The organism is Glycomyces sp. TRM65418 (genome assembly GCF_019710475.1).
Lineage (GTDB): Bacteria > Actinomycetota > Actinomycetes > Mycobacteriales > Micromonosporaceae > Glycomyces.
In genome coordinates, this window is sequence record NZ_JAJFAX010000010.1 from 86,763 (window position 1) to 109,920 (window position 23,158).

24 protein-coding genes are annotated in these 23,158 nt (G+C 72.2%); 15 read left to right on the top strand and 9 right to left on the bottom strand.

Features of this window, described 5'->3' with window-relative positions:
• The first annotated feature begins 172 nt into the window (after window positions 1-172).
• The 12 genes from K3N28_RS19680 (at window position 173) to K3N28_RS19735 (ending at window position 16,025) form a co-directional block, all read left to right on the top strand.
• Window positions 173-2,005: an ABC transporter substrate-binding protein gene (locus K3N28_RS19680; RefSeq protein ID WP_228094463.1), complete on the top strand. Its 1,833-nt coding sequence runs from the start codon at window positions 173-175 to the stop codon at window positions 2,003-2,005.
• Entirely contained in the window at window positions 2,002-3,075 is a 1,074-nt protein-coding gene (locus K3N28_RS19685) for an ABC transporter permease (RefSeq protein ID WP_228094464.1), read from the top strand. Before K3N28_RS19680 ends, K3N28_RS19685 begins: the two co-directional genes overlap by 4 nt.
• Window positions 3,072-4,010, top strand: a complete 939-nt coding sequence (locus K3N28_RS19690) for an ABC transporter permease (RefSeq protein WP_228094465.1) — start codon at window positions 3,072-3,074, stop codon at window positions 4,008-4,010. Before K3N28_RS19685 ends, K3N28_RS19690 begins: the two co-directional genes overlap by 4 nt.
• Window positions 4,007-5,011 carry an ABC transporter ATP-binding protein gene (locus K3N28_RS19695; RefSeq protein WP_228094466.1) on the top strand — a complete coding sequence of 335 codons (1,005 nt, stop codon included), beginning with the start codon at window positions 4,007-4,009 and terminating at the stop codon, window positions 5,009-5,011. The genes K3N28_RS19690 and K3N28_RS19695 overlap by 4 nt, the downstream gene beginning before the upstream one ends.
• A complete protein-coding gene (locus K3N28_RS19700; RefSeq protein WP_228094467.1) occupies window positions 4,995-5,981 on the top strand; it encodes an ABC transporter ATP-binding protein in 987 nt (328 codons plus the stop codon). The genes K3N28_RS19695 and K3N28_RS19700 overlap by 17 nt, the downstream gene beginning before the upstream one ends.
• Window positions 5,978-6,805, top strand: a complete 828-nt coding sequence (locus K3N28_RS19705) for a M55 family metallopeptidase (RefSeq protein ID WP_228094468.1) — start codon at window positions 5,978-5,980, stop codon at window positions 6,803-6,805. Before K3N28_RS19700 ends, K3N28_RS19705 begins: the two co-directional genes overlap by 4 nt.
• Window positions 6,798-8,102, top strand: a complete 1,305-nt coding sequence (locus K3N28_RS19710; protein WP_228094469.1) for a M20/M25/M40 family metallo-hydrolase — start codon at window positions 6,798-6,800, stop codon at window positions 8,100-8,102. Before K3N28_RS19705 ends, K3N28_RS19710 begins: the two co-directional genes overlap by 8 nt.
• Before the next feature lie 12 nt (window positions 8,103-8,114).
• Window positions 8,115-10,115, top strand: a complete 2,001-nt coding sequence (locus K3N28_RS19715; protein ID WP_228094470.1) for a S9 family peptidase — start codon at window positions 8,115-8,117, stop codon at window positions 10,113-10,115.
• Complete coding sequence (locus K3N28_RS19720; RefSeq protein ID WP_228094471.1) at window positions 10,112-11,044, top strand: LD-carboxypeptidase; 933 nt, start codon at window positions 10,112-10,114, stop codon at window positions 11,042-11,044. Before K3N28_RS19715 ends, K3N28_RS19720 begins: the two co-directional genes overlap by 4 nt.
• A gap of 158 nt (window positions 11,045-11,202) precedes the next feature.
• The gene (locus K3N28_RS19725) at window positions 11,203-12,999 is read left to right on the top strand and encodes a glycoside hydrolase family 3 protein (protein ID WP_228094472.1); all 1,797 of its coding nucleotides are present in this window, start codon (window positions 11,203-11,205) and stop codon (window positions 12,997-12,999) included.
• A gap of 9 nt (window positions 13,000-13,008) precedes the next feature.
• Window positions 13,009-14,256 carry an exo-beta-N-acetylmuramidase NamZ domain-containing protein gene (locus K3N28_RS19730; RefSeq protein WP_228094473.1) on the top strand — a complete coding sequence of 416 codons (1,248 nt, stop codon included), beginning with the start codon at window positions 13,009-13,011 and terminating at the stop codon, window positions 14,254-14,256.
• A gap of 23 nt (window positions 14,257-14,279) precedes the next feature.
• The gene (locus K3N28_RS19735; protein ID WP_228094474.1) at window positions 14,280-16,025 is read left to right on the top strand and encodes a serine hydrolase domain-containing protein; all 1,746 of its coding nucleotides are present in this window, start codon (window positions 14,280-14,282) and stop codon (window positions 16,023-16,025) included.
• 213 nt (window positions 16,026-16,238) lie between these two features.
• Here K3N28_RS19735 and K3N28_RS19740 read toward each other — a convergent pair whose 3' ends face one another.
• Window positions 16,239-17,240 carry an SDR family oxidoreductase gene (locus tag K3N28_RS19740; RefSeq protein ID WP_228094475.1) on the bottom strand — a complete coding sequence of 334 codons (1,002 nt, stop codon included), beginning with the start codon at window positions 17,238-17,240 and terminating at the stop codon, window positions 16,239-16,241.
• A 44-nt stretch (window positions 17,241-17,284) separates the two neighbouring features.
• The gene (locus tag K3N28_RS19745; protein ID WP_228094476.1) at window positions 17,285-17,461 is read right to left on the bottom strand and encodes a hypothetical protein; all 177 of its coding nucleotides are present in this window, start codon (window positions 17,459-17,461) and stop codon (window positions 17,285-17,287) included.
• 117 nt (window positions 17,462-17,578) lie between these two features.
• On the opposite strand from K3N28_RS19745, the gene K3N28_RS19750 reads away from it, so the two are divergent.
• Window positions 17,579-18,220 (top strand): hypothetical protein, encoded by a 642-nt coding sequence (locus K3N28_RS19750; protein WP_228094477.1) that lies wholly within the window; start codon window positions 17,579-17,581, stop codon window positions 18,218-18,220.
• 55 nt (window positions 18,221-18,275) lie between these two features.
• On the opposite strand, the gene K3N28_RS19755 is transcribed toward K3N28_RS19750, so the two are convergent.
• Window positions 18,276-19,142, bottom strand: coding sequence for an AraC family transcriptional regulator (locus K3N28_RS19755; protein ID WP_228094478.1), 867 nt, complete (start codon window positions 19,140-19,142; stop codon window positions 18,276-18,278).
• An 81-nt stretch (window positions 19,143-19,223) separates the two neighbouring features.
• On the opposite strand from K3N28_RS19755, the gene K3N28_RS19760 reads away from it, so the two are divergent.
• Window positions 19,224-19,832 carry an NAD(P)H oxidoreductase gene (locus K3N28_RS19760; RefSeq protein ID WP_228094479.1) on the top strand — a complete coding sequence of 203 codons (609 nt, stop codon included), beginning with the start codon at window positions 19,224-19,226 and terminating at the stop codon, window positions 19,830-19,832.
• A 16-nt stretch (window positions 19,833-19,848) separates the two neighbouring features.
• Here the strand turns inward: K3N28_RS19760 and K3N28_RS19765 are convergent, their stop codons facing one another.
• Genes K3N28_RS19765 through K3N28_RS19790 form a run of 6 tightly spaced genes read right to left on the bottom strand, consistent with a single transcriptional unit; the run spans window position 19,849 to window position 22,233 of the window.
• Window positions 19,849-20,412 (bottom strand): hypothetical protein, encoded by a 564-nt coding sequence (locus tag K3N28_RS19765; protein ID WP_228094480.1) that lies wholly within the window; start codon window positions 20,410-20,412, stop codon window positions 19,849-19,851.
• Window positions 20,409-20,930, bottom strand: a complete 522-nt coding sequence (locus K3N28_RS19770; protein WP_228094481.1) for a DUF6286 domain-containing protein — start codon at window positions 20,928-20,930, stop codon at window positions 20,409-20,411. Before K3N28_RS19770 ends, K3N28_RS19765 begins: the two co-directional genes overlap by 4 nt.
• The gene (locus tag K3N28_RS19775; protein ID WP_228094482.1) at window positions 20,927-21,316 is read right to left on the bottom strand and encodes a hypothetical protein; all 390 of its coding nucleotides are present in this window, start codon (window positions 21,314-21,316) and stop codon (window positions 20,927-20,929) included. The genes K3N28_RS19770 and K3N28_RS19775 overlap by 4 nt, the downstream gene beginning before the upstream one ends.
• Window positions 21,309-21,485 (bottom strand): hypothetical protein, encoded by a 177-nt coding sequence (locus K3N28_RS19780; protein WP_228094483.1) that lies wholly within the window; start codon window positions 21,483-21,485, stop codon window positions 21,309-21,311. Before K3N28_RS19780 ends, K3N28_RS19775 begins: the two co-directional genes overlap by 8 nt.
• On the bottom strand, window positions 21,482-21,793 hold the full coding sequence (locus tag K3N28_RS19785) for a hypothetical protein (RefSeq protein WP_228094484.1): 312 nt from the start codon (window positions 21,791-21,793) through the stop codon (window positions 21,482-21,484). The genes K3N28_RS19780 and K3N28_RS19785 overlap by 4 nt, the downstream gene beginning before the upstream one ends.
• Window positions 21,794-21,798: 5 nt before the next feature.
• The gene (locus K3N28_RS19790) at window positions 21,799-22,233 is read right to left on the bottom strand and encodes an Asp23/Gls24 family envelope stress response protein (RefSeq protein WP_228094485.1); all 435 of its coding nucleotides are present in this window, start codon (window positions 22,231-22,233) and stop codon (window positions 21,799-21,801) included.
• Between the two features lie 154 nt (window positions 22,234-22,387).
• Here K3N28_RS19790 and K3N28_RS19795 point away from each other — a divergent pair, with 154 nt between their 5' ends.
• Window positions 22,388-23,140 carry a CPBP family intramembrane glutamic endopeptidase gene (locus tag K3N28_RS19795; RefSeq protein WP_228094486.1) on the top strand — a complete coding sequence of 251 codons (753 nt, stop codon included), beginning with the start codon at window positions 22,388-22,390 and terminating at the stop codon, window positions 23,138-23,140.
• Window positions 23,141-23,158 lie beyond the last annotated feature (18 nt).

Sequence of the window (23,158 nt, forward strand, 5' to 3'; positions counted from 1 at the left end):
CCAGGGTGCGCCGGTTCAGGCTCCGGACATGTTGCAGCAATGAAAACTTTCTTCACATCGTTGACAACACAAGAAGTGTTCCGTCATCCTGATCGGTACATCGAGGACCCGCGGTGCGCTCGTCACCGCAGCGCGCCCGGCGCCCGGAACCGAATGCGAGGACTTGCGCCCCATGAATCCCCATGCCCTGACGCGGCGGTGCCTCTCCGCCGCAGCCGCGCTGACGCTGTCGGCGGGAGCGCTGGCGGTCGCAGCACCAGGCGCGGCGGCCCAGGAGAACGACGTCGACACGCTGATGATCGCCACGAACCAGGAGGTCGACACCTTCAACCCGTTCAAGCGGCGGTTCACGATCACCTACGAGACCAGCATGATGACGTATGAGACGCTCGTGCGGATCGGGGCGGACGGTTACGAGCCCGTCCCGGGTCTGGCGACCGAGTGGACGGAGTCCGAGGACGGCCTGACCTGGACGTTCACCATCCGGGAGGGCAGCACCTGGTCGGACGGCGAACCGCTGACCGCCCAGGACGCGGCCTACACCTACAACCTGCTCATCGAGAACCAGGCGATCCACGACTGGAACATCGACTTCGCGGCGAACCTGGTGAGCGCCGAGGCCCCCGACGACACGACGTTCGTGCTCACGCTGGCCGAACCGGCCCCGGCCGAGGTGCTCTACCGGGAGGTGTACATCGTCCCCGAGCACGTCTGGTCCACCTACCCCGACCCGTCGGCGGACGACGCGAACCGGCTGCCGCTGGTCGGCTCGGGCCCGTTCCAGGTCACCGAGTACGAGACCGACGAGTTCATCCGGCTCGAGGCCAATGAGGACTACTGGGACGGCGCGCCCGGCTTCGACGAGGTGGTCTACGACTACTACGTGGAGACCGACGCGGCCGTGGCCGCCCTCGAGGCGGGCGAGGTCGACATCGTGGGCTCGGGCATGCAGGGCGGCCTCAACCCGGCGCAGATCGGGGCGCTCGAGTCCCAGGGGCACGTCACGACCAACGACGCGCAGGGCCGCCGGTACGTGTCGCTCACGCTCAACCACGGCACCGTCACGCAGGACGGCACGGAGTTCGGCGACGGGCACCCGGCGCTCAAGGACCCGGTGGTGCGCACGGCGATGCACACCGCGATCGACAAGCAGGCCCTCGTGGACACCGTCCTCGACGGCAGCGGGACCCCGGCGACCTCGCTGATCCCCTCGATCTTCGAGCAGTGGCACTGGGACGGCGGCGGCGAGCTCGTCGAGTTCGACATCGACGCGGCCAATCGGATGCTCGACGACGCCGGCTACGCGCGCGGCGACGACGGCATCCGGACCATGCCCGGGGGCGGGGAGCCGCTGCGCTTCCGGTTCTACCACCACGCCGACAACACCGCGTACGCCACCGTCGTGGAGTTCGTGACCGAGTGGTGGGCCGAGCTGGGCCTGGACATCGAGGCCGAGGCGATCGAGCAGGGCACCCTGAACGACCTGGCCTACCTGGGCGAGTTCGACATCGCCTTCTCCGGCTGGGGCGTGGGCCCGAACCCGACCGAGCAGCTGGGCATGCACACCTGCGCGGTCCTGCCGACCCTCACCGACGGCAGCGAGCGCTCCAGCGAGAACTCCTACTGCAACCCCGAGTACGACGCGCTCCACGAGCAGCAGAAGGTCGAGTCCGACCCGGCGGCGCGCGCCGAACTCGTGAAGCGGCAGCAGCAGCTGCTCTATGAGGACGCGCCGGTGATCTGGCTGTACTACCAGAACGTGCTGGAGGCCTACAACCACGACACGGTGACCGACATGCGCACGCAGCCGGCCGAGGGCGGCATGATCACCGGCCAGCAGGGCTTCACGTGGTCGTACTACACGGCGCGGCCCTCGAACACCGAGGAGGACGGCGGCGCGCCGGTCTGGGTGTGGGTCGCGGTGGCGGCGGCGGTCGTCGTCGCGGCGGCGGGCGCGATCGTGTTCGCGATGCGGCGCAAGCAGACGGCGGACGAACGCGAATGATCGACGGTTCGACGACCGCGGGCGGGTCCTCGGCCGAGGACCCGCCCGCGGGACGTCCCGGAGGACCTCGCCGAGGGAGTCGGCACGGCCGCGTCTCCAGCGGGTTCGGCTGGTATCTGTTCAAGCACGCCGGCGGGGCGGCCGTGTCGCTCCTGCTGGTGCTGTTCTCGTCGTTCTTCATCTTCCGGCTCATCGCCGGGGACCCGATCGACCAGCTCACGAAGGAGCGGCCGGTCTCGCCCGAGCAGCGCGAGGCCATGCGCGCCGAGCTCGGCCTCGACCGTCCGATGTGGCAGCAGTTCTGGGACTACATCGCCGGGACCCTCACCTTGGACCTCGGCGAGTCGTTCCAGTACCGCAGGCCGATCTTCGACCTCATCGTGGAGCGGCTCCCGGCCACGCTCCTGCTGTCGGGCACCGGCATGGTGCTCGCGGTGGCGCTCGGGTTCTGGATCGGAACGCGCTCGGGCTGGAAGCAGGGGAGCCGGTTCGACAAGGGGCAGGTCGCGACCGGGCTGCTGCTGTACTCGGCGCCCACGTTCTGGCTCGGGATGATCGTGATCCTGGTCTTCGCCCGATTCCTCGGGATCTTCCCCGTCAACGGGATGCGCTCGCCGAGCACCCCGCCGGACTTCTGGTCCCAGGCGGTCGACATCGGCCACCACCTGGTGCTGCCGGTGCTCACCTACACGGCCGTGGTCTACGCCGGGTACCTCATGATCATGCGGTCGTCCATCCTGGACGAGATCGGGAGCGACTACCTGACGACGGCCCGCGCCAAGGGCCTGCGCGACGACGAGGTGCGCCGCAGGCACGCCGTCCCGAACGCGCTGCTGCCGACCGTGACGCTGGTGTTCCTCGCCCTCGGCTCGGTCGTGAACGGCTCGATCGTCACCGAGGCGGTCTTCAGCTGGCCGGGCCTGGGCAGCCTGTTCGTGCAGTCGATCTTCTACCCGGACCGGCCGGTGCTCCAGGCCCTGTTCGTGCTGTTCTCCAGCTCCACCATCCTCGCGGTGCTGTGCGCCGAAATCCTGTACTGGTTCATCGATCCGAGAATTCGAAGGTCATGACGTCGACAACGGCCTCGCCACGGGCGCTCCACCTCTCGTCGAAGCGAGCGAGACGCAAATTGGCCCGGGCGCGCCGGCGCCGGTCCTTCGCGCGGTCCTGGACCGCGTACCGCAGCCAGCGCACCGGCATGGTCGGCCTGGTCCTCCTGGGCGCCATCGTGGTCCTCGCGATCGGCGCGCCGATCCTCATCGACGAGTCCCAGCTGAGCGTCACGCAGGCCACGGGCGGGCGCATGGAGCCGCCCAGCGCGGCGTACCCGCTCGGCACCGATGAGACGGGCCGGTCGATCCTGGCGCTCACGCTGTGGGGCTCGCGGCTGTCGCTGCTGATCGGCTTGACGGCGACGGTGGTGGCGATCCTCATCGGCACCGCGATCGGCGTGACGAGCGGCCACATCGGCGGCTGGTACGGGTGGATCGCGCTGCGGATCTCCGACTGGTTCATGGTGCTGCCGAGCCTGGTCGTGGCGATCGCGCTGCTGGCGGTGCTCGGCCGGAGCATGGCCACCACGATCACGGTGATCGCGCTGGTCTCGTGGTCGGGCACGACGCGCCTGGTGCGCGCGCAGACGCTGACGGTGCAGGCCCGGCCGTACCTGGAGCGCGCCCGCGCGCTCGGCGCGGGGCACTGGCACCAGATGACCAAGCACATTCTGCCCAACGTGCTGCCGCTGGTGCTCGCCAGCGCGACGTTGCTGGTGCCCTCGGCGATCCTCATGGAGTCGTCCCTGGCGTGGCTGGGGCTGGGCGACCCGAGCGTGGTGTCGTGGGGCTCGATCCTCAACCGCGCCTCCGACAACGGCGCGGTCTCGGCGCACGCGTGGTGGTACCTGCTGCCGCCGGGCCTGGCGATCCTGATCGTGGTGCTGGCGTTCATGATGTGCGGCCGGGCCCTGGAGGCCGTGTTCAATCCGAGGCTGCGAGGTGAGCGGTGACGCTCTTGGAGTTCCGGGACCTGCACGTGACCTACACCGGTTCGCGCGGGCGGCTCCCGGCCGTGCGGGGCGTGGACCTCACCGTGGACGCCGGGGAGACGCTCGGCATCGCCGGGGAGTCCGGCTGCGGGAAGTCGACCCTGGCGATGGCGGTGCTGCGGCTGCTGCCGAAGAGCGCGGAGGTGTCCGGGCGGATCCTGCTCGACGGGGAGGACCTGCTCGCGATGGGCTGGGGGCGGCTGCGCGCCGTGCGCTGGACCGGCGCGTCGATCGTGTTCCAGGGGGCGATGCACTCGCTCAACGCGGTGCAGCGCATCGGGCGGCAGGTGGCCGAACCCCTCCTCGTGCACGAGCGGACGACGCCGGCGAAGGCGGCGAGGCGCGCCGAGGAGCTGCTGGAGCGGGTGGGGCTGCCGCCGTCGCGGGCGCGGAGCTATCCGCACGAGCTGTCGGGGGGCCAGCGGCAGCGGGTGATGATCGCGATGGCGCTGGCGTGCGACCCGGGGCTCATCATCGCCGACGAGGCGACGACCGCGCTCGACGTGATGGTGCAGGCCCAAGTGCTGCAGCTGATCTCGGGACTGGTGGCCGAGAAGGGGGTGGGTCTGGTGATGATCAGCCACGACCTGTCGGTGCTGTCGGCGGTGTGCGACCGGGCCGCGGTGATGTACGCGGGGCGGATCGTGGAGCAGGGTCCGGCCCGCGAGGTGTTCGCGAACGCGCGGCACCCGTATTCGGCCGCGCTCGGGGCGGCGTTCCCGGCGATCGGCGACCTGGCCGCGCGCAAGCGCCCCGGGGGCCTGGCCGGGGATCCGCCGGATCCGTCGCGGCTGCCGCGGGGCTGCGCGTTCGCGCCGCGGTGCGCGGTCGCGGTGGAGCGCTGCGTCGACGAGTCGCCGGAGCTGCTGCCGGTGCCGACCGGCGGCTCCGCGGCGGACCCGGTGCGGACCAGTGCCTGCTTCGTCGCACAGGAAGGGGAACCTGTTGTCGCTCAACGATAGCGTGCTGTCGGCCCGGGACCTGCGGGTCGAGTTCGGGCTGCCGGGCGGGCGGGTCGCGCGGGCCGTCGACGGCGTGGACCTGGACGTGGCGCCGGGCGAGATCGTGGCGCTGGCGGGCGAGTCCGGCTGCGGCAAGACCACCTTGGCGCGGGCGCTGCTCGGTCTGGAGCGGGCCACGGGCGGGGCGATCGCGTTCGGCGGGGCGCCGCTGCGGTACTCGACGCGGGCGCTCAAGGCGTACCGGCGGCGGGTGCAGCTGGTGCTGCAGGACCCGTCGGGAGCGCTGAACCCGCGGCACACGGTCTACGACGCGGTCGCCGAGGGGCTGCGCATCCACGGGATCACCGACGACGAGCCGGGGCGGGTCGCGGAGGCGCTCTCGCGGGCGGGGCTGCGCCCGCCGGAGCAGTTCTTCCTCGCGTACCCGCACGAGCTCTCGGGCGGGCAGCGGCAGCGCGTGGTCATCGCCGGAGCGCTGGTGCTGCAGCCGAGCCTGCTCGTCGCGGACGAGCCGGTGGCGTCGCTGGACGCGTCGGTGCGCGGCGAGATCCTCTCGCTCCTGCTGCGCCTCAAGGAGGAGCAGGGCCTGGGGGCCCTGGTGATCACGCACGACCTGGGACTGGCGTGGAGCATCGCCGACCGGATCGCGATCATGTACCTGGGCCGGATCGTGGAGCAGGGCCCGGTCGAGCAGGTGCTCACCGCGCCGCGGCACCCGTACACGCGGGCGCTGGTGTCGGTGCTGCCGGATTCTCCCGTACCGGAGCCGGTCGTGCTCGCCGGGGAGCTGCCGGACGCGTCGGACATCCCGGGCGGGTGCCGGTTCCGGCCGCGCTGTCAGGAGGTCGCCTCCGGAGCGGCCGCGCCCGTCCTCCACCAGTGCGAAGGCGAGGATCCGGAGATCCTTGGGCCGGAGTCGAAGCCGCACGTGGTCGCCTGTCACCTCGACCGTGCGAGGATGGCGGTATGAGGATCCTGATCAGCGCCGACATGGAAGGCGCCACCGGAGTGACCTGTCCGGACGACGTGCTCCCCGGGGGACCGGGCTGGGAGCGGATGCGGCCCTTGTTCACGGACGAGGTGAACGCCGCCGTCGAGGGCCTGCACCGCGCCGGCGCGCGGGACATCGTCGTGAACGACGCGCACTGGACGATGCGGAACCTGATGCCCGAGCGGTTCGAGTGGCCCGCGACGGTCATCACCGGCCGCCACAAGCCGCTGTCCATGATGGAGGGCGTGCAGGACGCGGACGCCGTGGTGTTCCTGGGGTACCACGCCGGGGCCGGGATGGAGGGCGTGCTCGCGCACACCTATCTGGCGAACACGATCACCGGTGTCTGGCTCGACGGCGTGCGCGCCAGCGAGGGCCGCCTGAACGCGGCCGTCGCGGCCGAGTTCGGCGTCCCGGTGATCATGGTGACCGGCGACGACAAGACCGTCCACGAGGCGGAGGACTACGCGCCCAAGGCGGTCGGCGTCGCGGTCAAGGACTGCCTGTCGCGGTATGCGGCGGCGTGCCGCACGCCGAAGTGGGCGATCCGGGCGATCCGCAAGGGCGCGTCGGAGGCCGTGGCGCTCGCGGGCCGCCGCGAGCCCGTGCAGGCGGGGCCGCACCGCATCGAGGTCGAGTTTGACGCCGATCACCTGGCCGGCGCGGTCACGGTGATCCCCGGCGTGGAGCCCTCGGGCGAGCGGCGGGTGGCGTTCGAGCTGCCGACCATGTACGAGGCGATCCGGTGCTTCAAAGCGGTCACGACGATCGCGTCCGCCTCGACCGAGGAGCAGTATGGTTGACGCCCAGGCGCTCGACGAGGTCGTGCGGTTCACGTCGGAGCTGATCCGCATCGACACCACCAATCGCGGCGGCGGCGACGGGAACGAGCGGGGGGCCGCCGAGTACGCGGCCGAGCGGCTCGCCGAGGTCGGCGTCGAGGCGCGGATCCTGGAGAAGGCCCCGAACCGATCCAATGTGGTCGCTCGGATCGAGGGGGCCGACCCGGACGCCCCGGCCCTGCTGGTGCACGGCCACCTCGACGTGGTGCCCGCCGAGGCCGCCGACTGGAGCGTCCACCCGTTCTCCGGCGAGATCCGCGACGGGATGCTTTGGGGCCGCGGAGCGCTCGACATGAAGAGCATGGACGCCATGGTCCTCGCGACGGTGCGGAACTGGGCGCGCTCGGGGTTCCGGCCGCGGCGGCCGATCGTGGTCGCGTTCACCGCCGACGAGGAGGCCAGCGCCGAGTACGGCGCGGGGTACCTCGCCGAGGCCCACGCGGACCTGTTCGAGGGCTGCACCGAAGGCGTCTCCGAGGCCGGCGGGTTCACCTTCCACGGCGGCCACGACCTCCGGATCTATCCGATCGCGGCGGGCGAGCGCGGCACGGCGTGGCTGCGGCTCTCGGCGCAGGGCACGGCCGGACACGGCTCGAAGGCCAACCCGGACAACGCCGTCGGCAAGCTCGCGGGCGCGATCGCCCGCATCGGCGCGCACGAGTGGCCGGTGCGGCTGACCCCGACCGTGCGGGCCGCGCTCACCGAGCTGGCGGCCCTCTACGGGGCCGAGGCGGACTTCGAGGACGTGGACGGGACCCTCGCGAAGCTCGGCCCGGCGGCGCAGCTGGTGGAGTCGACACTGCGCAACAGCGCCAACCCCACGGTGCTCCGGGCCGGGTACAAGGTCAACGTCATCCCCGAGCACGCCGTGGCCGAAGTGGACGGTCGGGTGCTGCCGGGCGGTGAGGAGGAGTTCGCCGCCACGATGGACGCCCTGTGCGGTCCCGACGTGCGGTGGGAGTACCAGCACCGGACCGCGCCGCTGAGCGCGCCCGTCGACTCCCCCACGTTCGCGGCGATGCGTGCGGCGGTCCTGAAATTCGACCCCGAGGGCCACCCGGTGCCGTTCTGCATGTCCGGCGGCACCGACGCGAAGCAGTTCGCGCGGCTCGGGATCGCCGGCTACGGCTTCTCGCCGCTGGGCCAGACGCCCGAGCTCGGCTACGGCCGGCTCGCGCACGGCGTCGACGAGCGGGTCCCCGTCGAGGGCCTGCGATTCGGACTGCACGTCCTGGACGACTTCCTGCGGAACGCCTGAGAGAGGGCACTCATGGTCGAGCAGACACCCTACGGCGCCTGGCAGTCCCCCATCACCGTCGACATGGTCGCGGCCGCGGACGGGCGTCCGGGGCACCTCGGCGCCGTCGGCGGCGAGCTGTGGTGGACCGAGCCGCGCCCGAGCGAAGGCGGCCGCAAGGCCCTGATCCGGCGCCGCGAGGACGGCACGACCGAGTCGGTCCTGCCGCCGCCGTGGAACGTGCGCAATCGCGTCCACGAGTACGGCGGCCACCCGTGGGCGGGCGGCCACGGCGAGGACGGCCTCATCGTGGTGTTCACGAACTTCACGGACCAGCGGCTCTACCGGTTCGACCCCGACGCCGGGACCGATCCGGTCCCGCTCACGCCCGTACCGGCGATCCCCGCCGGGCTGCGCTGGTGCGAACCGGTGATCCTGGAGGAGTACGGCGAGGTCTGGGCGGTCCTGGAGGAGTTCACCGGAGCGCGGCCCACGGACGTGCGCCGCGTGCTCGCCGCGGTGCCGCTCGACGGCTCGGCCGCGGGCGACCGAGCGAGGATCCGCGAACTGAGCGACGACTCGTACCGGTTCCTGACGGGCCCGAAGCTGACCTCGTTCGGGCAGCAGGTGGCGTGCATCGCCTGGAACCATCCGCACATGCCCTGGGACGAGACCGAGGTGCGCGTCGCCGACGTCGCGATGGACGGCGAGGTCGGCCCGTTCCGGACCGTGGCGGGCGGCGACGGCGAGTCGATCGCGCAGATCGAGTGGAGCTCGGACGGCACGATCGTCTACGCGGGGGACCGCACCGGCTGGTGGAACCTCCACTGGGTCGACACCGTGAACGCCGAGCACGGCGAGCACGGGCCGGTCCACCGCGCCGAAGAGGAGTTCGCGGGCCCGATGTGGACGCTCGGGTCGCGCTGGTTCGGAATCCTCGCCAGCGGCGACATCGCCGCCGTCCACGGCAAGGGCGAGAACCGCCTCGGCGTCTTCGACGCCTGGGGCCGCAAGATGGTCCCGGTGGAGGGGCCGTGGACCGACTGGGCCCCGGGGGTCTGCACCGTGGGCGACAAGGTGTACGGCCTGGCCGCGAGCCCGAGCACCGGCTACGAGGTGGTCGAGGTCGACACCGCGAAGGACAACGCCACGCGGGTCGTGGCCGCGCCGCACCGGGACGCGGTCGACCCGGCCTACTACCCGGTGCCCGAGCACCGCACGTTCGAGGGCCCCGGCGGCCGGGAGATCCACGCGCACGTCTATCCGCCGCGCAACCCCGCACACGAAGGGCCCGAAGGCGAACCGCCGCCGTACGCGGTGTGGGTCCACGGCGGGCCGACCAGCGGCGCGCGGGCCGTGCTCGACATGGAGCTGGCGTACTTCACCTCGCGCGGCATCGGCGTCGTCGAGGTCGACTACGGGGGGTCCACCGGCTACGGCCGCGACTACCGCGAGCGCCTGCACGAACGATGGGGCGAAGTGGACGTCGAGGACTGCGCGGCGGTCGCGCGGGCGCTGGCCGCCGAAGGCGGCGCCGACCCCTCGCGCCTCGCGATCCGCGGCGGCAGCGCCGGGGGCTGGACCGCCGCCGCGTCGCTGACCGCGGAGGCGTCCCGCGGCGTGTACGCGTGCGCGGTGGTCAAGTACCCGATCCTGGACCTGTCGGGCTGGACCGCCGACGACACGCACGACTTCGAGTCGCAGTACGTGTACTCGCTCGTGGGCCCGCCGGACCGGTTGGAGGAGCGCTCGCGCGAGCGGTCCCCGGTGCACCACGCCGAACGCATCGAGGTCCCCTTCATCCTCTTGCAGGGACTGGAGGACGAGATCTGCCCGCCCGCCCAGGCCGAGCGGCTGCTGGAGCGCATCGAGGGCAAGGGCGTCCCGCACGCCTACCGCGCGTACGAGGGCGAGCAGCACGGGTTCCGGCAGGCCTCGACGATCGTCGACGCGGTGCTCGCCGAGCACGCCCTGTACGCCCAGGTGTTCGGCTTCGAGGCTCCCGAGGGGATCGAGCTGGAGCTCAAGCCGTGAGCCTCGCGCCGCTGCGCCGGCCGCGCCGCCTCGTCCCCGGCGACCGCGTGGCGGTGCTGTCGCCGTCCAGCCCCGCCCCCGCCGAGCGCTTCGACGCCGCGTTCGAGGCGCTGCGCGGCTGGGGCCTGGACCCGGTCCTGATGCCGCACGCCCGGGACCGATACGAGCGGTTCGACCAGCTCGCCGGGACCGATGCGGCACGGGCGGCGGACTTCCAGGCGGCCTGGGCCGATCCGCAGTTCGCGGCCGTGTTCGCCGCGCGCGGCGGCTACGGCGCGAACCGGATGGTGGACCTCGTGGACTGGGCGGCGCTGCGGGAGGCCGAGCCGAAGGCGCTCATCGGGTTCAGCGACGTCACCACGCTGCATGAGGCCGTCGCGCTCCACCTGGGCGTCGCGTCGATCCACGGCCCGATGCCGACCTGGTCGGTGTTCCTGAACGACCGGCCCACGAACGAGCACCTGCGGCAGACCCTGTTCGCACCCGAACTGACCCAGAAGATCGCCTCCCCCACGGCTCGCGCGATCGTCGGCGGCAGCGCCTCGGGGGTCACCGCGGGCGGCTGCCTGGCGATGCTCGCGAACGGGATCGGCACGGCCGAGCACCGCGGCGACCTGGAGGGCGCGATCCTGCTCATCGAGGACACCGACGAGCGGCCCTACCGGATCGACCGGATGCTGACGCACCTGCGCCGCGCGGGCTGGTTCGATGGCCTGGCCGGCGTCGTGGCGGGTTCGTTCGCGGCCTGCGGACCGTACGAGCCGATCCGGACCGTGCTGGAGGACCAGTTCGGGGATCTGGGCGTCCCCGTGGTCGAGGAGTTCGGTTTCGGCCACTGCGAGCCGGCGATGACGGTTCCCTTGGGGCTCAGGGCGGTCTTGGACGCCGATGCGGGCATGCTGCATTTCGGGGAGCCTGCGCTGGCGTGAGGCGGGGATCGGTCCGCGGCCGCCTTTCTGAAAATTCTCTCCGTAGTCTTGCCTTCACGTGAAGCTTTCTGCCAGGATGAGCGGAACGGGCCAGCCTCGGCCGAACCGGCCGGCGAGGGGCCCGACCCCCGCTCATCGCTCAGACTGGAGTCCGTCCTATGGAGACCCATCCCCGCAGGACCGTGCTGGCCGCCGCGCTCGGAGCCGCAGCGGCCGCCGCCGCCGCAGGCACGGCGCAAGCCCACGGCCGCCACGACCACGGCGACAAGGACGAGCGGAAGTTCGTCAAGCGCCGCCTCAAGGCCATGTCCCTGGAGGAGAAGGTCGGCCAGCTCTTCACGGTCTACGCCTACGGCCGCACCGCCGACACCCGCGATCCCGCCGACGTCGCGCAGAACCAGCGGACCCACGGGGTCGACAACGCCGCCCAGCTCATCGAGACCTACCGACCCGGCGGCATCATCTACTTCGCCTGGTCGAACAACGTGGCGAACCCCGACCAGATCACCGCCCTCTCCAACGGACTCCAGGCCGCGTCCACAGCGGACGGTGGAACGCCGCTGCTCATCGCGACCGACCAGGAGCACGGCATCGTCACCCGCGTCGGCCCGCCCGCGACGCAGCTGCCCGGCGCGATGGCGCTCGGCGCGACCCACGACGTCGAGGCCGCCCGCGAGGCGGCCGTCATCGGCGGCGCCGAACTGCGGGCCATGGGCCTCAACGTGAACTTCGCGCCCGTCGCCGACGTCAACGTGAACCCGGCCAACCCGGTGATCGGGGTGCGCTCCTTCGGGTCCGACGCCGAGCACGTCGCCGGCTTCACCGCGGCCCAAGTGGAGGGTTACCAGGCCCGGTGCGACCTCGCGGCCACCGTCAAACACTTCCCCGGCCACGGCGACACCGCGGAGGACAGCCACACCGACCTCCCGCAGATCGACCACACCTACGCGGAGTGGCAGGCGATCGACGCGCCGCCGTTCCGCGCCGCGATCGACGCCGGGGTCCACGCGATCATGAGCGCCCACATCCAGTTCCCGGCCCTGGACGCCTCCCTGGCGCCCGCCACGCTCTCCGAGCCGATCATCACCGGGCTCCTGCGCGAGGAGCTCGGCTACGACGGCGTCGTCGTCACCGACTCGCTCGCCATGGAGGGCGTGCGCGAAGGCTACGGCGACGACCGCATCCCCGTGCTCGCGCTGCTCGCCGGCGTCGACGTGCTGCTCATGCCCGTCGACCTCGACCTGGCCTACAACGCGGTGCTCACCGCCGTCGGCGACGGCGAGCTCACCGAGCGGCGCATCGACGAGTCGGTCACGCGCATCCTGCGCCTCAAGTACCGGTTGGGGCTCTTCGACGACCCCTACGCCGACCCGGACGCGGTCGCCGAGATCGTGGGGACCCCTGCCGGCATCGAGGCGGCGCAGGCGATCAGCGACCGGACCACCACCCTCGTCACGAACGACGGGACCCTGCCGATGGTCACCGACGGCGGATTCGTGCTCGTGACCGGCTGGGGCGAGGCCACCACCTCCTCGATCGCCGCCGAGTTCGGCCGCCGCGGCTGGTCGGCCTCCAGGGTCGTCACCGGCGCCGCGCCGACGCAGGCGCAGATCGACGCCGCAGTCGCGGCCGCCGACGGCACAGGCCTCATCGTGGTGAGCACCAACGGCGTCGCGACCAACCCGTCCCAGGCCGCGCTGGTCAAGGCCCTCGCGGCCACCGGCGTCCCGCTCGTCGCCGTCGGCGTCAGGAACCCGTACGACATCGCGTACTTCCCCGACGACGTGAACGCCTACCTGGCGACCTACTCGTACGCGGCCGACGGGCTCGAATCGGCGGTCGCGGTCATCCTCGGCGCGATCCGGCCCCAGGGCAGACTTCCCGTCGACATTCCGAAGGCCGACGACCCCGAGGCGGTCCTCTTCGCCTTCGGCCACGGCCTCACCTACGCATAGGAGACAGTGATGCAACGCAGAAAGCTCCTCGGGAGCGCACTGGCCGGAGCCGCCCTCGCCACGGGCGCCGCGGTGCCCGCGCAGGCGAACGGCAAACGGGTCCGCACCGGCATCGAAGTCCTCGCCGAGAACGACTTCGCCGAACTCGCCGGCCAGCGGGTCGGCGTCATCTCCAACCCCACTGGCGTGCTCCCGGACCTGAGCCACGAAGTGGACCTCATGCACGGCAGCGGCAAGGTCGACGTCGTCGCCGTCTTCGGCCCCGAGCACGGCTTCCGCGGCGTGTCGCAGGCCGGCGAAGGCGAGGACTTCTTCCTCGATCCGAAGACCGGCATCCCCGTCTACAACGCCTACAACAACAAGGACCGGATGGCCGGGCTCCTCGCCGACGCCGGGGTCGAGACCGTGGTCTTCGACATCCAGGACGTCGGCGCCCGGTTCTACACCTACATCTGGACCATGTACCTCGCGATGGAGGCCGCCGGGCAGCTCGGACTGCGGTTCGTCGTGCTCGACCGCCCCAACCCGGGATCGGGGACGGCCGCGAGCGGACCGGTGCTCCACCCCGAGCACGCGACGTTCGTGGGCCTCAAGCCGATCGCCCAGCGCCACGGCATGACCGTGGGCGAGCTCGCGTCGTTCTTCAACGGCGAGTTCCTCCCCACGCCGGTCGACCTCACCGTCGTGAAGATGCGCGGCTGGAAGCGCCGCATGTACTTCGAGGACACGCGCCTGCCGTGGGTCGCCCCCTCCCCGAACATGCCCACCGTCGAGACCGCCGTCGTCTACCCGGGCACGTGCCTGTTCGAGGCCACCGCGCTCTCCGAGGGGCGCGGCACCACCAAGCCGTTCGAGCTGCTCGGCGCGCCCGAGATCGACCACACCTGGTCGGAGGCGCTGCAAGGGCTCCCGGGGACGCGCTTCCGCGAGGCCTACTTCACGCCCACGTTCTCCAAGTGGTCCGGCCGGGTGTGCGGAGGCGTGGACCTCCATGTCACCCACAGGGGGGAATTCGACCCGATCCGCACCGGCCTGGCGATGATCATCGAGCAGCGCCGGGCCTTCCCGCAGTACGGGTGGCGCTCGCAGGACGTCACGTCGTTCTGGCTGGACAAGCTCACCGGCAACCAGGCGGTCCGCCTCGCGATCGAGGAGGGCGCGGACGTCGACGACGTGACGGCCCTGTGGGCCGAGGAATTGGATGCGTTTTCCGAGCAAAGAGAGTCGTATTTGCTCTACCGCAACACCGCTCAGTGATGGCACGATAACCAGGAGACACGATGCAGCGTCGAACCATGCTCGGGGGCGCGGCGGGGGCGGCGCTGGCGCTCGCGTTCGCCTCCCGCGCCAATGCCGAGGAGACCCCCTCAATGTCCGAACTCACCGGCCCTCCCAGTGCCGGACCGTACGATGTGACGTTCCCGGAAAGCCCCTTGCATCTGCGACACGGCACCTGCCGCGAAGCCCGGCTGACGGCCGAGCACGTGGACCGGATCACGCCCGCCCTCGAGCCGTTCATGGAAGGGCCCGCCCCGGCCTTCCCCGGCTACACCGTCCTCGCGGCGCGCCACGGCGTCGTGGTCGCGCACGAGGCCGGCGGGCACCGCCTCCGCTACTCCGGCTGGGACGAGGCGACGAAGACCGCCGTCGAGCTGCCCCCGTCCGAGTGGGCGCCCGCCGAGCGCGACACCGTGTACGACCTGGCCTCGATCTCGAAGCTGTTCACCGCCACCGTGACCGGCGTCCTCATGGACGAGGGCCTCATCGACCTCAAGGTCCCGGTGGTCGAGTACCTGCCCGACTTCGACGCCCTCGACCCGGACAAGACCCCCATCACGCTGGGCCACCTCCTGACCCACACCTCCGGCATGATCGCGTTCATCAAGCTCTACGACCTGCCCGACGAGCAGGCCCGCATGGAGGCGATCTACCGGTACCCGCTGCGCCGCCCGCCCGGGAGCGGCTACGAGTACTCCGACCTGAACCTCATCGTCCTCGCCAAGGTCCTCGAAGCGGTCGCCGAGAAGCCGCTCGACGCGCTCGTGGACGAGCTGGTGTGCGAACCGCTCGGACTCCGGGACACCGGCTACAACCCGTCCGACCGCCACCGGACCGCCGCCACCGAGCATCAGCCGTGGACCGGCCGGGGCCTGGTGCACGGCGAGGTCCACGACGAGAACGCGTGGGCCTTCGGCGGCGTCGCCGGGCACGCCGGGGTGTTCGCCACGGCCTGGGACCTGGCGGTCTTCGGGCAGATGATCCTCAACGGCGGCCGCTACGGGAGCGCGGAGATCCTCAGCGAGTCCACCGCGCGTCTGGTGTTCACCAACGAGAACGCCGGGATGGGCGAGGGCGCCTCGCGGGGTCTGGGCTGGCAGCTCGGCCAGCGCTGGTACATGGACGCGATGAGTTCGCCGGTCACGGTGGGCCACACCGGGTACACGGGGACGGCGCTCGTGCTCGACCCGCTCGCCGGGACCCTGCTGGTGCTGCTCACCAACCGCGTGCACCCGACGCGGAACTGGGGCACGGCGAGCGCCTACCGCCGGGCGGCGAGCCGTCCGATGGGTCGGGCGGTGCCGGTGAAGCCGAAGACCGGGAGGGAGGCGTGGTACTCGGGCCAGGTGGACGGCGCCACTGCGACGCTGACGGGGACGCTCTCGCGGCCGACGTCGGGGGCGAAGGCGTCGTTCGCGCTCTGGTACGACACCGAGGCCACGGACACGGCGGTGTTCGAGGCGAGTGCCGACGGCGCCGCGTGGACGCCGGTGTCGCTGGATCTGCGCACCGAGGACCACCGCTGGCGGACCGAGGGCGCCTTCTCGGGCTTCTCGGGACGCCAGTGGATCGACGCGGACGCGAAGCTGCCGGACGGCACGGTGCAGGTGCGGTGGCGGTACACGAGCGACTCCTTCTATCAGGGCCGGGGCGTGTACGTCGACAAGGTGAAGGTGCGCGAGGGCCGCGCCCTCCTGTGCGAGGACGCGGACCTCGTCGCCGACGGTTGGGAGCTGGTCGGGGACTAGGGGTGTTCGAGCATCCCCGGCGAGTCGGTGTCCGAGTCCATGTGTTCGCTCGCAAGGCGGAAGGCCCTCCCGATAGCGGTGTTGTACCAGGAGGGCCGACAACGCAGCGAGCGGGCCCGCGGAGGGCCGCCGCGCAGCGGCGACCGGTCAGGGTGGTGGTGGGCCGACGGGCGGGCGGGCCGGATGGCGGCCGTCAGGGATGCTCGAACACCCCTAGAAGGCGCGCGGGGCGAAGTGCTCGGCGAGCCGGTCCATCACCGCGTCGACTTCGGGGTCGACGACCTGGTGCTCGGGGTGGGCGTCGTACCAGGCGACGACCTCGCGGGCCCCGAGCTTGTACGGGGTGGTGCGCCGGCCGAACTCGGGGACGAGGCGCTTGACCTTGCCGTTGTCGAAGACCATCGAGTGGGCCTTGTCGCCGAGGAGCCCCGCGCCCCACTGGGGAGCGGCGGCGGCGATGGCCTCGGAGGCGACGTGCACGAGGTTCGGCTCGGCCACCCCGGCGGCGTCGGCGACGTGGGCGAAGATCTGGTTCCAGGTCGGCGCCTCGTCGCCGGTGATGTGGAAGGCCTCGCCGATCGCGGCCTCCTTGCCGAGGAGGCCGGTGAAGCCGACGGCGAAGTCGCGGGCGTGCGTGATCGTCCACAGTGACGTGCCGTCGCCGTGGACGATGACGGGTTTGCCGGCGCGCATGCGGTCCACGACGGTCCAGCCGCCGTCGAAGGGCAGCATGGTCTCGTCGTAGGTGTGGGAGGGCCGGATGATCGTGGCCGGGAAGTCGGATTCGCGGTAGGCCTGGACGAGCAGTTCCTCGCAGGCGATCTTGTCGCGCGAGTACTGCCAGTGCGGGTTCTTGAGCGGGGTCGACTCGGTGACGGGCAGGCGCGTGGGCGGGGTCTGGTACGCGCTCGCGGAGGAGATGAAGAGGTACTGGCCGGTGCGGCCCGCGAACAGGTCGATGTCGCGCTTGACCTGGTCGGGCGTGAAGTTCACCCAGTTGACGACCGCGTCGTAGGAGGCGTCGCCGAGAGCGGCGCGGACCGAGTCGGGATCGCCGATGTCGCCGGTGACGACCTCGACTCCCGGCGGCAGCGTCCGCTCGCTCGTGCGCCCCCGATTGAGGACGGTGACGTCGAGGCCTTGGCGGACGGCCTCCCGCACGCACGAGGTGGAGATCCGACCGGTACCGCCGATGAACAGCACGCTGAGGCTCACCGTGAGCTCCCTTCATTCCCGAAGACAGCCCCACCCTACCTGCGTCAGCGTCGGCGCCGGCGGGTCCGCCGGAACGAGCGGTGCTCGCCGCTGAGCATGGCCCCGACGACGAATCCGATGCCGCCGAGCACGATGACCAGGAGCACGGCCATGGCATCGCCCATGACGATCGCCAAGGCCAGCAGCATGCCGGCCAGCATTCCCACGAATGACGCGCGCACGGTTCCTCCTCGCAGCCGGGGGCCGCGCCTCGGGCGGCCCGCTCCACTGTGGTTACCCATGTGCGCGTGGCCGAACCGCACGGCCGCCTTGTCGGTGCCGTCGGGCAGACTTGCGGGATGCGCGAGTTCCTCTCCACGCGAGTCCCCTGGGGCCGTCCCGCCGTCCCCGAGATCCCGGTGCCGCCGTTCGCGGACGCCGAGGCTCGGGGGCGCTTCACGCGGTTGCTCCAGCTGCACGTGGCGCTCGTGGACGAGGGGACGTCGCTGGCGGCGAAGATCCTCGGCGCGGCGCTGACGACCCGCGGCCCGGTCTCGCCGCAGCTCACCGCCTTGGAGCTGGAGGCCGCGATGGCGACGTTCTTCCCGGCCCCGTGGACGCCCGCCGTCTTCGCCGAGACGCTCGGGCGGTTCCACTCCCACGCGCCGCGCGCGCTGTCGGACGGACGGTGGAGCTGGGACGTCGACCCGGTGTTCACCGCGAGCCCGCGCGAGCCGCAGGGCTGGGTGATCGAGCGCAATGAGCGCGGCGGCATCAGCACCCAGGAACTCGAATCCGACGGCGATCTGGTGCTGCTGTGGATGGAGCACTTTCACCTGTGGCACCCGTTCCCGTACGCGTGGCGCGTGGACGAGGCCGACATGCGGTCGCTCGCCCCGGCGGCGAGGGCCGCCCGGGAGGTGCACGCCCACGACGCCGCACTGCCCTATCTGGCGAACTGGCGCGCCGAACGCGAAGCGGCCCTGGACGATTCGGCCTGACGGCGCGCCTCCGGCGTGCGGGCACCGGCGCCGGGTGCTCCGGCCCGGCGACCGCTCAGGCCGCGCGGGCGCGGAACTCCCTCGGGCTGCGGCCGTGGAGGCGTTTGAAGGCCGTGCTGAACGCGAACGGATCGGCGTAGCCGACCGTCTTCGCGACGGCGGCCACGGAAAGGTCGGGGTCGGCGAGCAGGTCCTCGGCGAGGCACATCCGCCACTCGGTGAGGTAGGCGAGCGGCGGTCGGCCCATGACTTCGGTGAAGCGCTTGGCGAAATGGGCCCGCGACACGCCCGCCGCGGCGGCCAGTGCGCCCACGGTCCAGCGTTCGGCCGGGCGCTCGTGGATCGCCTCCAGCGCGGGCCCGGCCACCGGGTCGAGCGCTCCGCGGTACCAGTCCGGGGCCGCGGCGCCTTGGCGGTCGAACCAGCAGCTGAGGGTGCAGACGAGCCCCCAGTCGAGGACCCGGTCCACGAGGGACCGCCCGCCGGGCTGATGGCGGCGGGCGAGGGCGTCCTCCAGGCCTCTGAGCCAGAGGACGTCGTCGACGCGTTCCTCTTCGAGGACGAGCGTCCGGGGGAGGGTCCGCAGCAGGCGTTCGTGCCGGGGGCGGAGCTTCCGGTAGGCGCCATGGACGAAGGCGGCAGGGTCGAATGCGGCGGGGCCGGAGGCGGCCGGGCCGTGGGGGCCGGCGTCGGCGGCGTCGCTCACGTGGAACGGTTCGGGGCCGCGGACGATGGCGGTGCTGCCCGCGCGGACCTTGCGCTCGGCGCCGTCCCGGCCGGTGAGCAGGACGTCGCCGCGGACGACGGTGAGCATCGTCAGCGGCGAGCCGTCGCCGAGGGAGCAGTGCCGGCCGGGTTCCACGCGGTCGACCGCCGCCTCCTCGGCGCGGATGCCGGCGAGCATGTCGCTCAATGGGTCCATGCTGGCAAGGATAGACGATCGCAAAGGAAGTTCCGGTTTTCGACCATGGTCCGTCCACCGGATCGGCGGTGTACTTGCGGCATGAACGAGATCGCACCCACCGCCCTCATCGTCGTCGCCCACCACCGCTCCGATTCGCTGACGGCAGCGGTCGCCGAGCGGGCCGCGAAGCGCCTGGAACTGAACGGCTACCGCGTCGACCTGCTGGACCTGCACGCCGAGGGCTTCGACCCTCGCAACAGCGTCGCCGACGAGCCCGACTACGGCGACCGCGACAAGCGCTACACCGAAGAGGTCCACCGCCACATCGCCCGCGTCCACGCCGCCGATCTGATCGTGCCGGTCTTCCCGGTGTGGTGGTTCGGGCTGCCGGCCCTGCTGAAGGGCTGGTTCGACCGGGTGTGGAACTACGGGCTCGCCTACGGGCGCCGCCAGTCGCCGATGGCCGGGAAGCGGATGCTCTGGCTCGCCCTGGCCGGGCTCACCGAGGACGACCCCAATTCGGAGCTCACGCTCACGCTCCTGGAGACGCTGCGCCGCGGCATCTCGGAGTACTGCGACATCCCCGACACCCGCACGGCGGCGCTGTTCGACAGCGAAGGCCAGCAGCTGACCGGGGCGGAGCGCGACCGGCACTACCGGGAGCTGTTCGCGCGGGCCGACGCGGCGATCGACGCCGCGATGGCCTGACCGTCGGGGTGGGTCCTCAGTGGACGCGTGGCGTGCGGCGGGAGCCGGGGCGGCGCGGGCCGTCCACGAGGACCCGCACGGTGACCTCGCCGTCGGGGAAGGCGGTCGTGACCGCCTCGTCGAGCGCGCCGGCGGCCTTGACGAGGGACTCGCCGTCGGCCCGGGGGTCGACGTCGGCCCGCAGCTGCACCAGTTGACCCGCGCCGACGGGAATGCGCTTGGCGGTGACGTGGTCCACCGGGGCGTTGCGCTCCAGTTCCTCGCACAGGCAGGGGGCGATCGAGCTGACGTCCATGTCGACGCGGTCGGCCCCGTCCGAGCCGATCGGCACCCGGCTCTCGACGCGGCGCGGAAGGCGCGCGAGCAGCCACCACAGCGCGAGGATCCCGGAGACGAGCGCCACCGCGCCCGCGGTCCAGGTGAACCAGTCTTCCTCGGCCGCGGCGACGACCGCTCCGGTGTCGAGCCGATCCCACATGCCGACCAGGTCGAAGCGCCAGTCGATCACGGTCGCGCCCGCCGCCAGGAGCAGCAGGCCGAGCAGTATCGCGGCGGGCCGGTCGATCGCCAGTGTCCTCATCGTGTCCGCTCCTTCGCCTGCACCGAGACCTCCGGGTCCGTGAGCCCCGAGAGCCGGTCCCCCACCGCTTCGGCGATGCCGGCCACGCCGTTCGGGGCGTCGGGGACGAGCAGGGCCTCCACGTGCAGGCGTCGCCGGCGCAGGGTGGCGCGGCCGTGGAGCACCCCGGGCGCGCGCTCGGCGGCGTCGGCGGCCATCGCCTCGATCGCCTGCCGCGAGACCCACAGGTTCGGGTGGCCTTCGGCGCGCCGGTGACTGCGGCGGGCCGGCAGGCACGCGATGACCAGGAACAGCAGGCCGAGGATCGCCGCGGCGATCCCCCCGGCGACGATCCAGGTCGACGGGCGCGGGTCCTCGAGGAACCCCATCGCTCGGCGCAGCCAGGATTCGTGCGACGTCCAGCCGCGTTCGGCGGCGAAGTGCTGCCCGGCGAGGACCGCGAGTCCGGCGAGGAGCAGCGCCCCGACGAGGCCGTACCAGGCCACCGCGGGACGGCGGCGGGGGTCGCGCGACGTCATCGCACCCTCCGTTCCGGGGCGTCGTCGCCGCCGGTCAAGTGGACGATGACGTCGAGGGCGGCGATCTCGTAGCCGGTGATGCGAGCGGCCTCCTCGCGGACGCGGCGGGCGAGGTCGCGGGCGGTGGCCGCGGTCGGCCCCGGCCAGCGGACCCCGACGTCGAGGCGGGCCCAGATCCGGCCGTGCCTGACCGAGACGTGGGCGCGCGGATAGACGTCGCGTCCGAGCAGGCCGGTGCGCGAGGCGCCGCCGGGCGCTCGGCGGGCCGCGCCTTCGATGACGTGCGTGACGGCCGTGTCCTCGATCTCCAGCGCTCCGCGTTCCTCGGGCGGCCGGTCGGATCCCGCGCCGGGAAGGTCGGCGAGCGCGAACGACTCGTCAGCCACGGCGACCTCGGAACTTGTCGAGCACGTCGACCTCGCCGCTCATCCGTCCCGCGACCGCGAAGCCGACGGCGCCGAGGACGAGGGCGAGGAGGAAGCCGGTGAAGCCGCCGGTGATGACGGCCAGCGCCAGCAGCAGGCCGGCCAGCATGCCGGCGAACGATGCTTTCATGATCGGTCCTCGTCTCTCGGTTCGCCCACGTCCTCCACGGTGACGGCCACCGGCAGGCCGCCCGTGAGCGGCTTGAGGGCCTTCCTGACGGCGGAGGCGGTGCGCTGCATGTCGGCGCCCCAGTGGACGGTTATGTGGACGCCGCAGGCGGCGTCGTCGAGGCGGAGCCCCGAAATGCGCCGCCCCGGCAGGAACACCGCGATCTCGCCTCGGGGGCCGCCGTGCAGCTCCCGCACTCCCGGTACGGCGAGGACGGCGGCGGCGATCCTCTCGGCGCGGTCGGCGAAGTCGCCGGTCTGGGCGGGCACGGGCGTCACTCCACCCGCGATTCGCCCTCGGACTCGTCCTCGGACTCGTCTTCGAGATGGACGTCGTGCACCAGGATGTTGACCTCGGTGACCTCGAGCCCGGTCATGCGCTCGACCGAGTCGACCACGTTGCGCCGCACGCCGGCGGCGAGGTCGGCGAGCGCGATGCCGTACTCGGCGGTGAAGTCGAGGTCGATCGCGGCCTGGCGTTCGCCGACCTCGACCGAGACGCCCTGGCCGTAGTTGGTGCGCGAGCCGGGTATGCGCTCGCGGATCGCGCCAACGGTGCGGCTGACGCCGCCGCCGAGGCGGTACACGCCGTCGACCTCGCGAGTCGCGATGCCCGCGATCTTCGCGACCACCTGGTCGGCGATGGTGGTCTTGCCCTGCTCGCTCGCCAATGCGCCGTCCTGCGCCTTGGTCGCCGCTTTCTCCGTCATGTCGACATCCCCCCTTGTCCGCCCATAACGATCACACACAAGCGGCATCATGTCACGGAAAGTGACGATAATGCGAAACAGCGGATTCGGCGCCTCGGCGGCGACCGGGATCGCGCGACCCCGTCGGGCTCGCGCGCGGTCTAGAATCGCGTACGTGACCCCTCACGGCTCCCGGCGCGCCCTGCCGCCGGTCCTCCTCGCCTCGCTCCTCGCCCTGGTGTGGCACGCCGTCCTCTTCGCGGGCGCCGAACTCGTTCCAGGGCTGGACGCTCCGCATCTGACGTCCACGCTGGTGACGCTCTGCACGCTGCCCGTCCCGCTGCTGGCGGCCGCGGCGCTGGGGAACTGGCGCTCCAGCGGCTTCGCCCCGGATCGCGACCGGCCTCGGGCCGTCGCGGTGACGGTGCCGCTGTTCCTGGTCAGCCTCGTGTACCTCGTCCCCGGCGGCATCGAGGGCGGCGGCGAGACGCTGCTGCGCATCGCCGTGTTCTGCCTGGTCGTCGGGCTCAGCGAGGAGAGCCTGTGGCGCGGGGTCGTGCACCGGGTGCTGACCCGGCTCGGCCGCACGCCCGCCGCGGTCTGGGGCGGTGTGCTCTTCGGCCTCGGCCATGCCCTGTCGGGCCTGTGGTTCGACCGGCCGATCGACGACACGGCCTTCCAGGTGGTGAGCACCGCGGCCTTCGGGTTCTGCTACGCCGCGGTCCGATTCGACCTGGCCACGGTCTGGCCGCTCGTGGCCGCGCACGCCGTCTACAACTTCGCGCAGTACGCGAGCCCCGGCGCGGCCCCGTGGCCGGTGCAGCTCGCGGTCGCCGCGGGCTTCGTCGCCTACGGCGTCTGGCGGCTGCGGCGTCTGGACCGCACGGCCGCCGACGAACGGACCGAACCGGTCCCGCAGCCTTCGTGACCGACGGAAAGGAGTCCG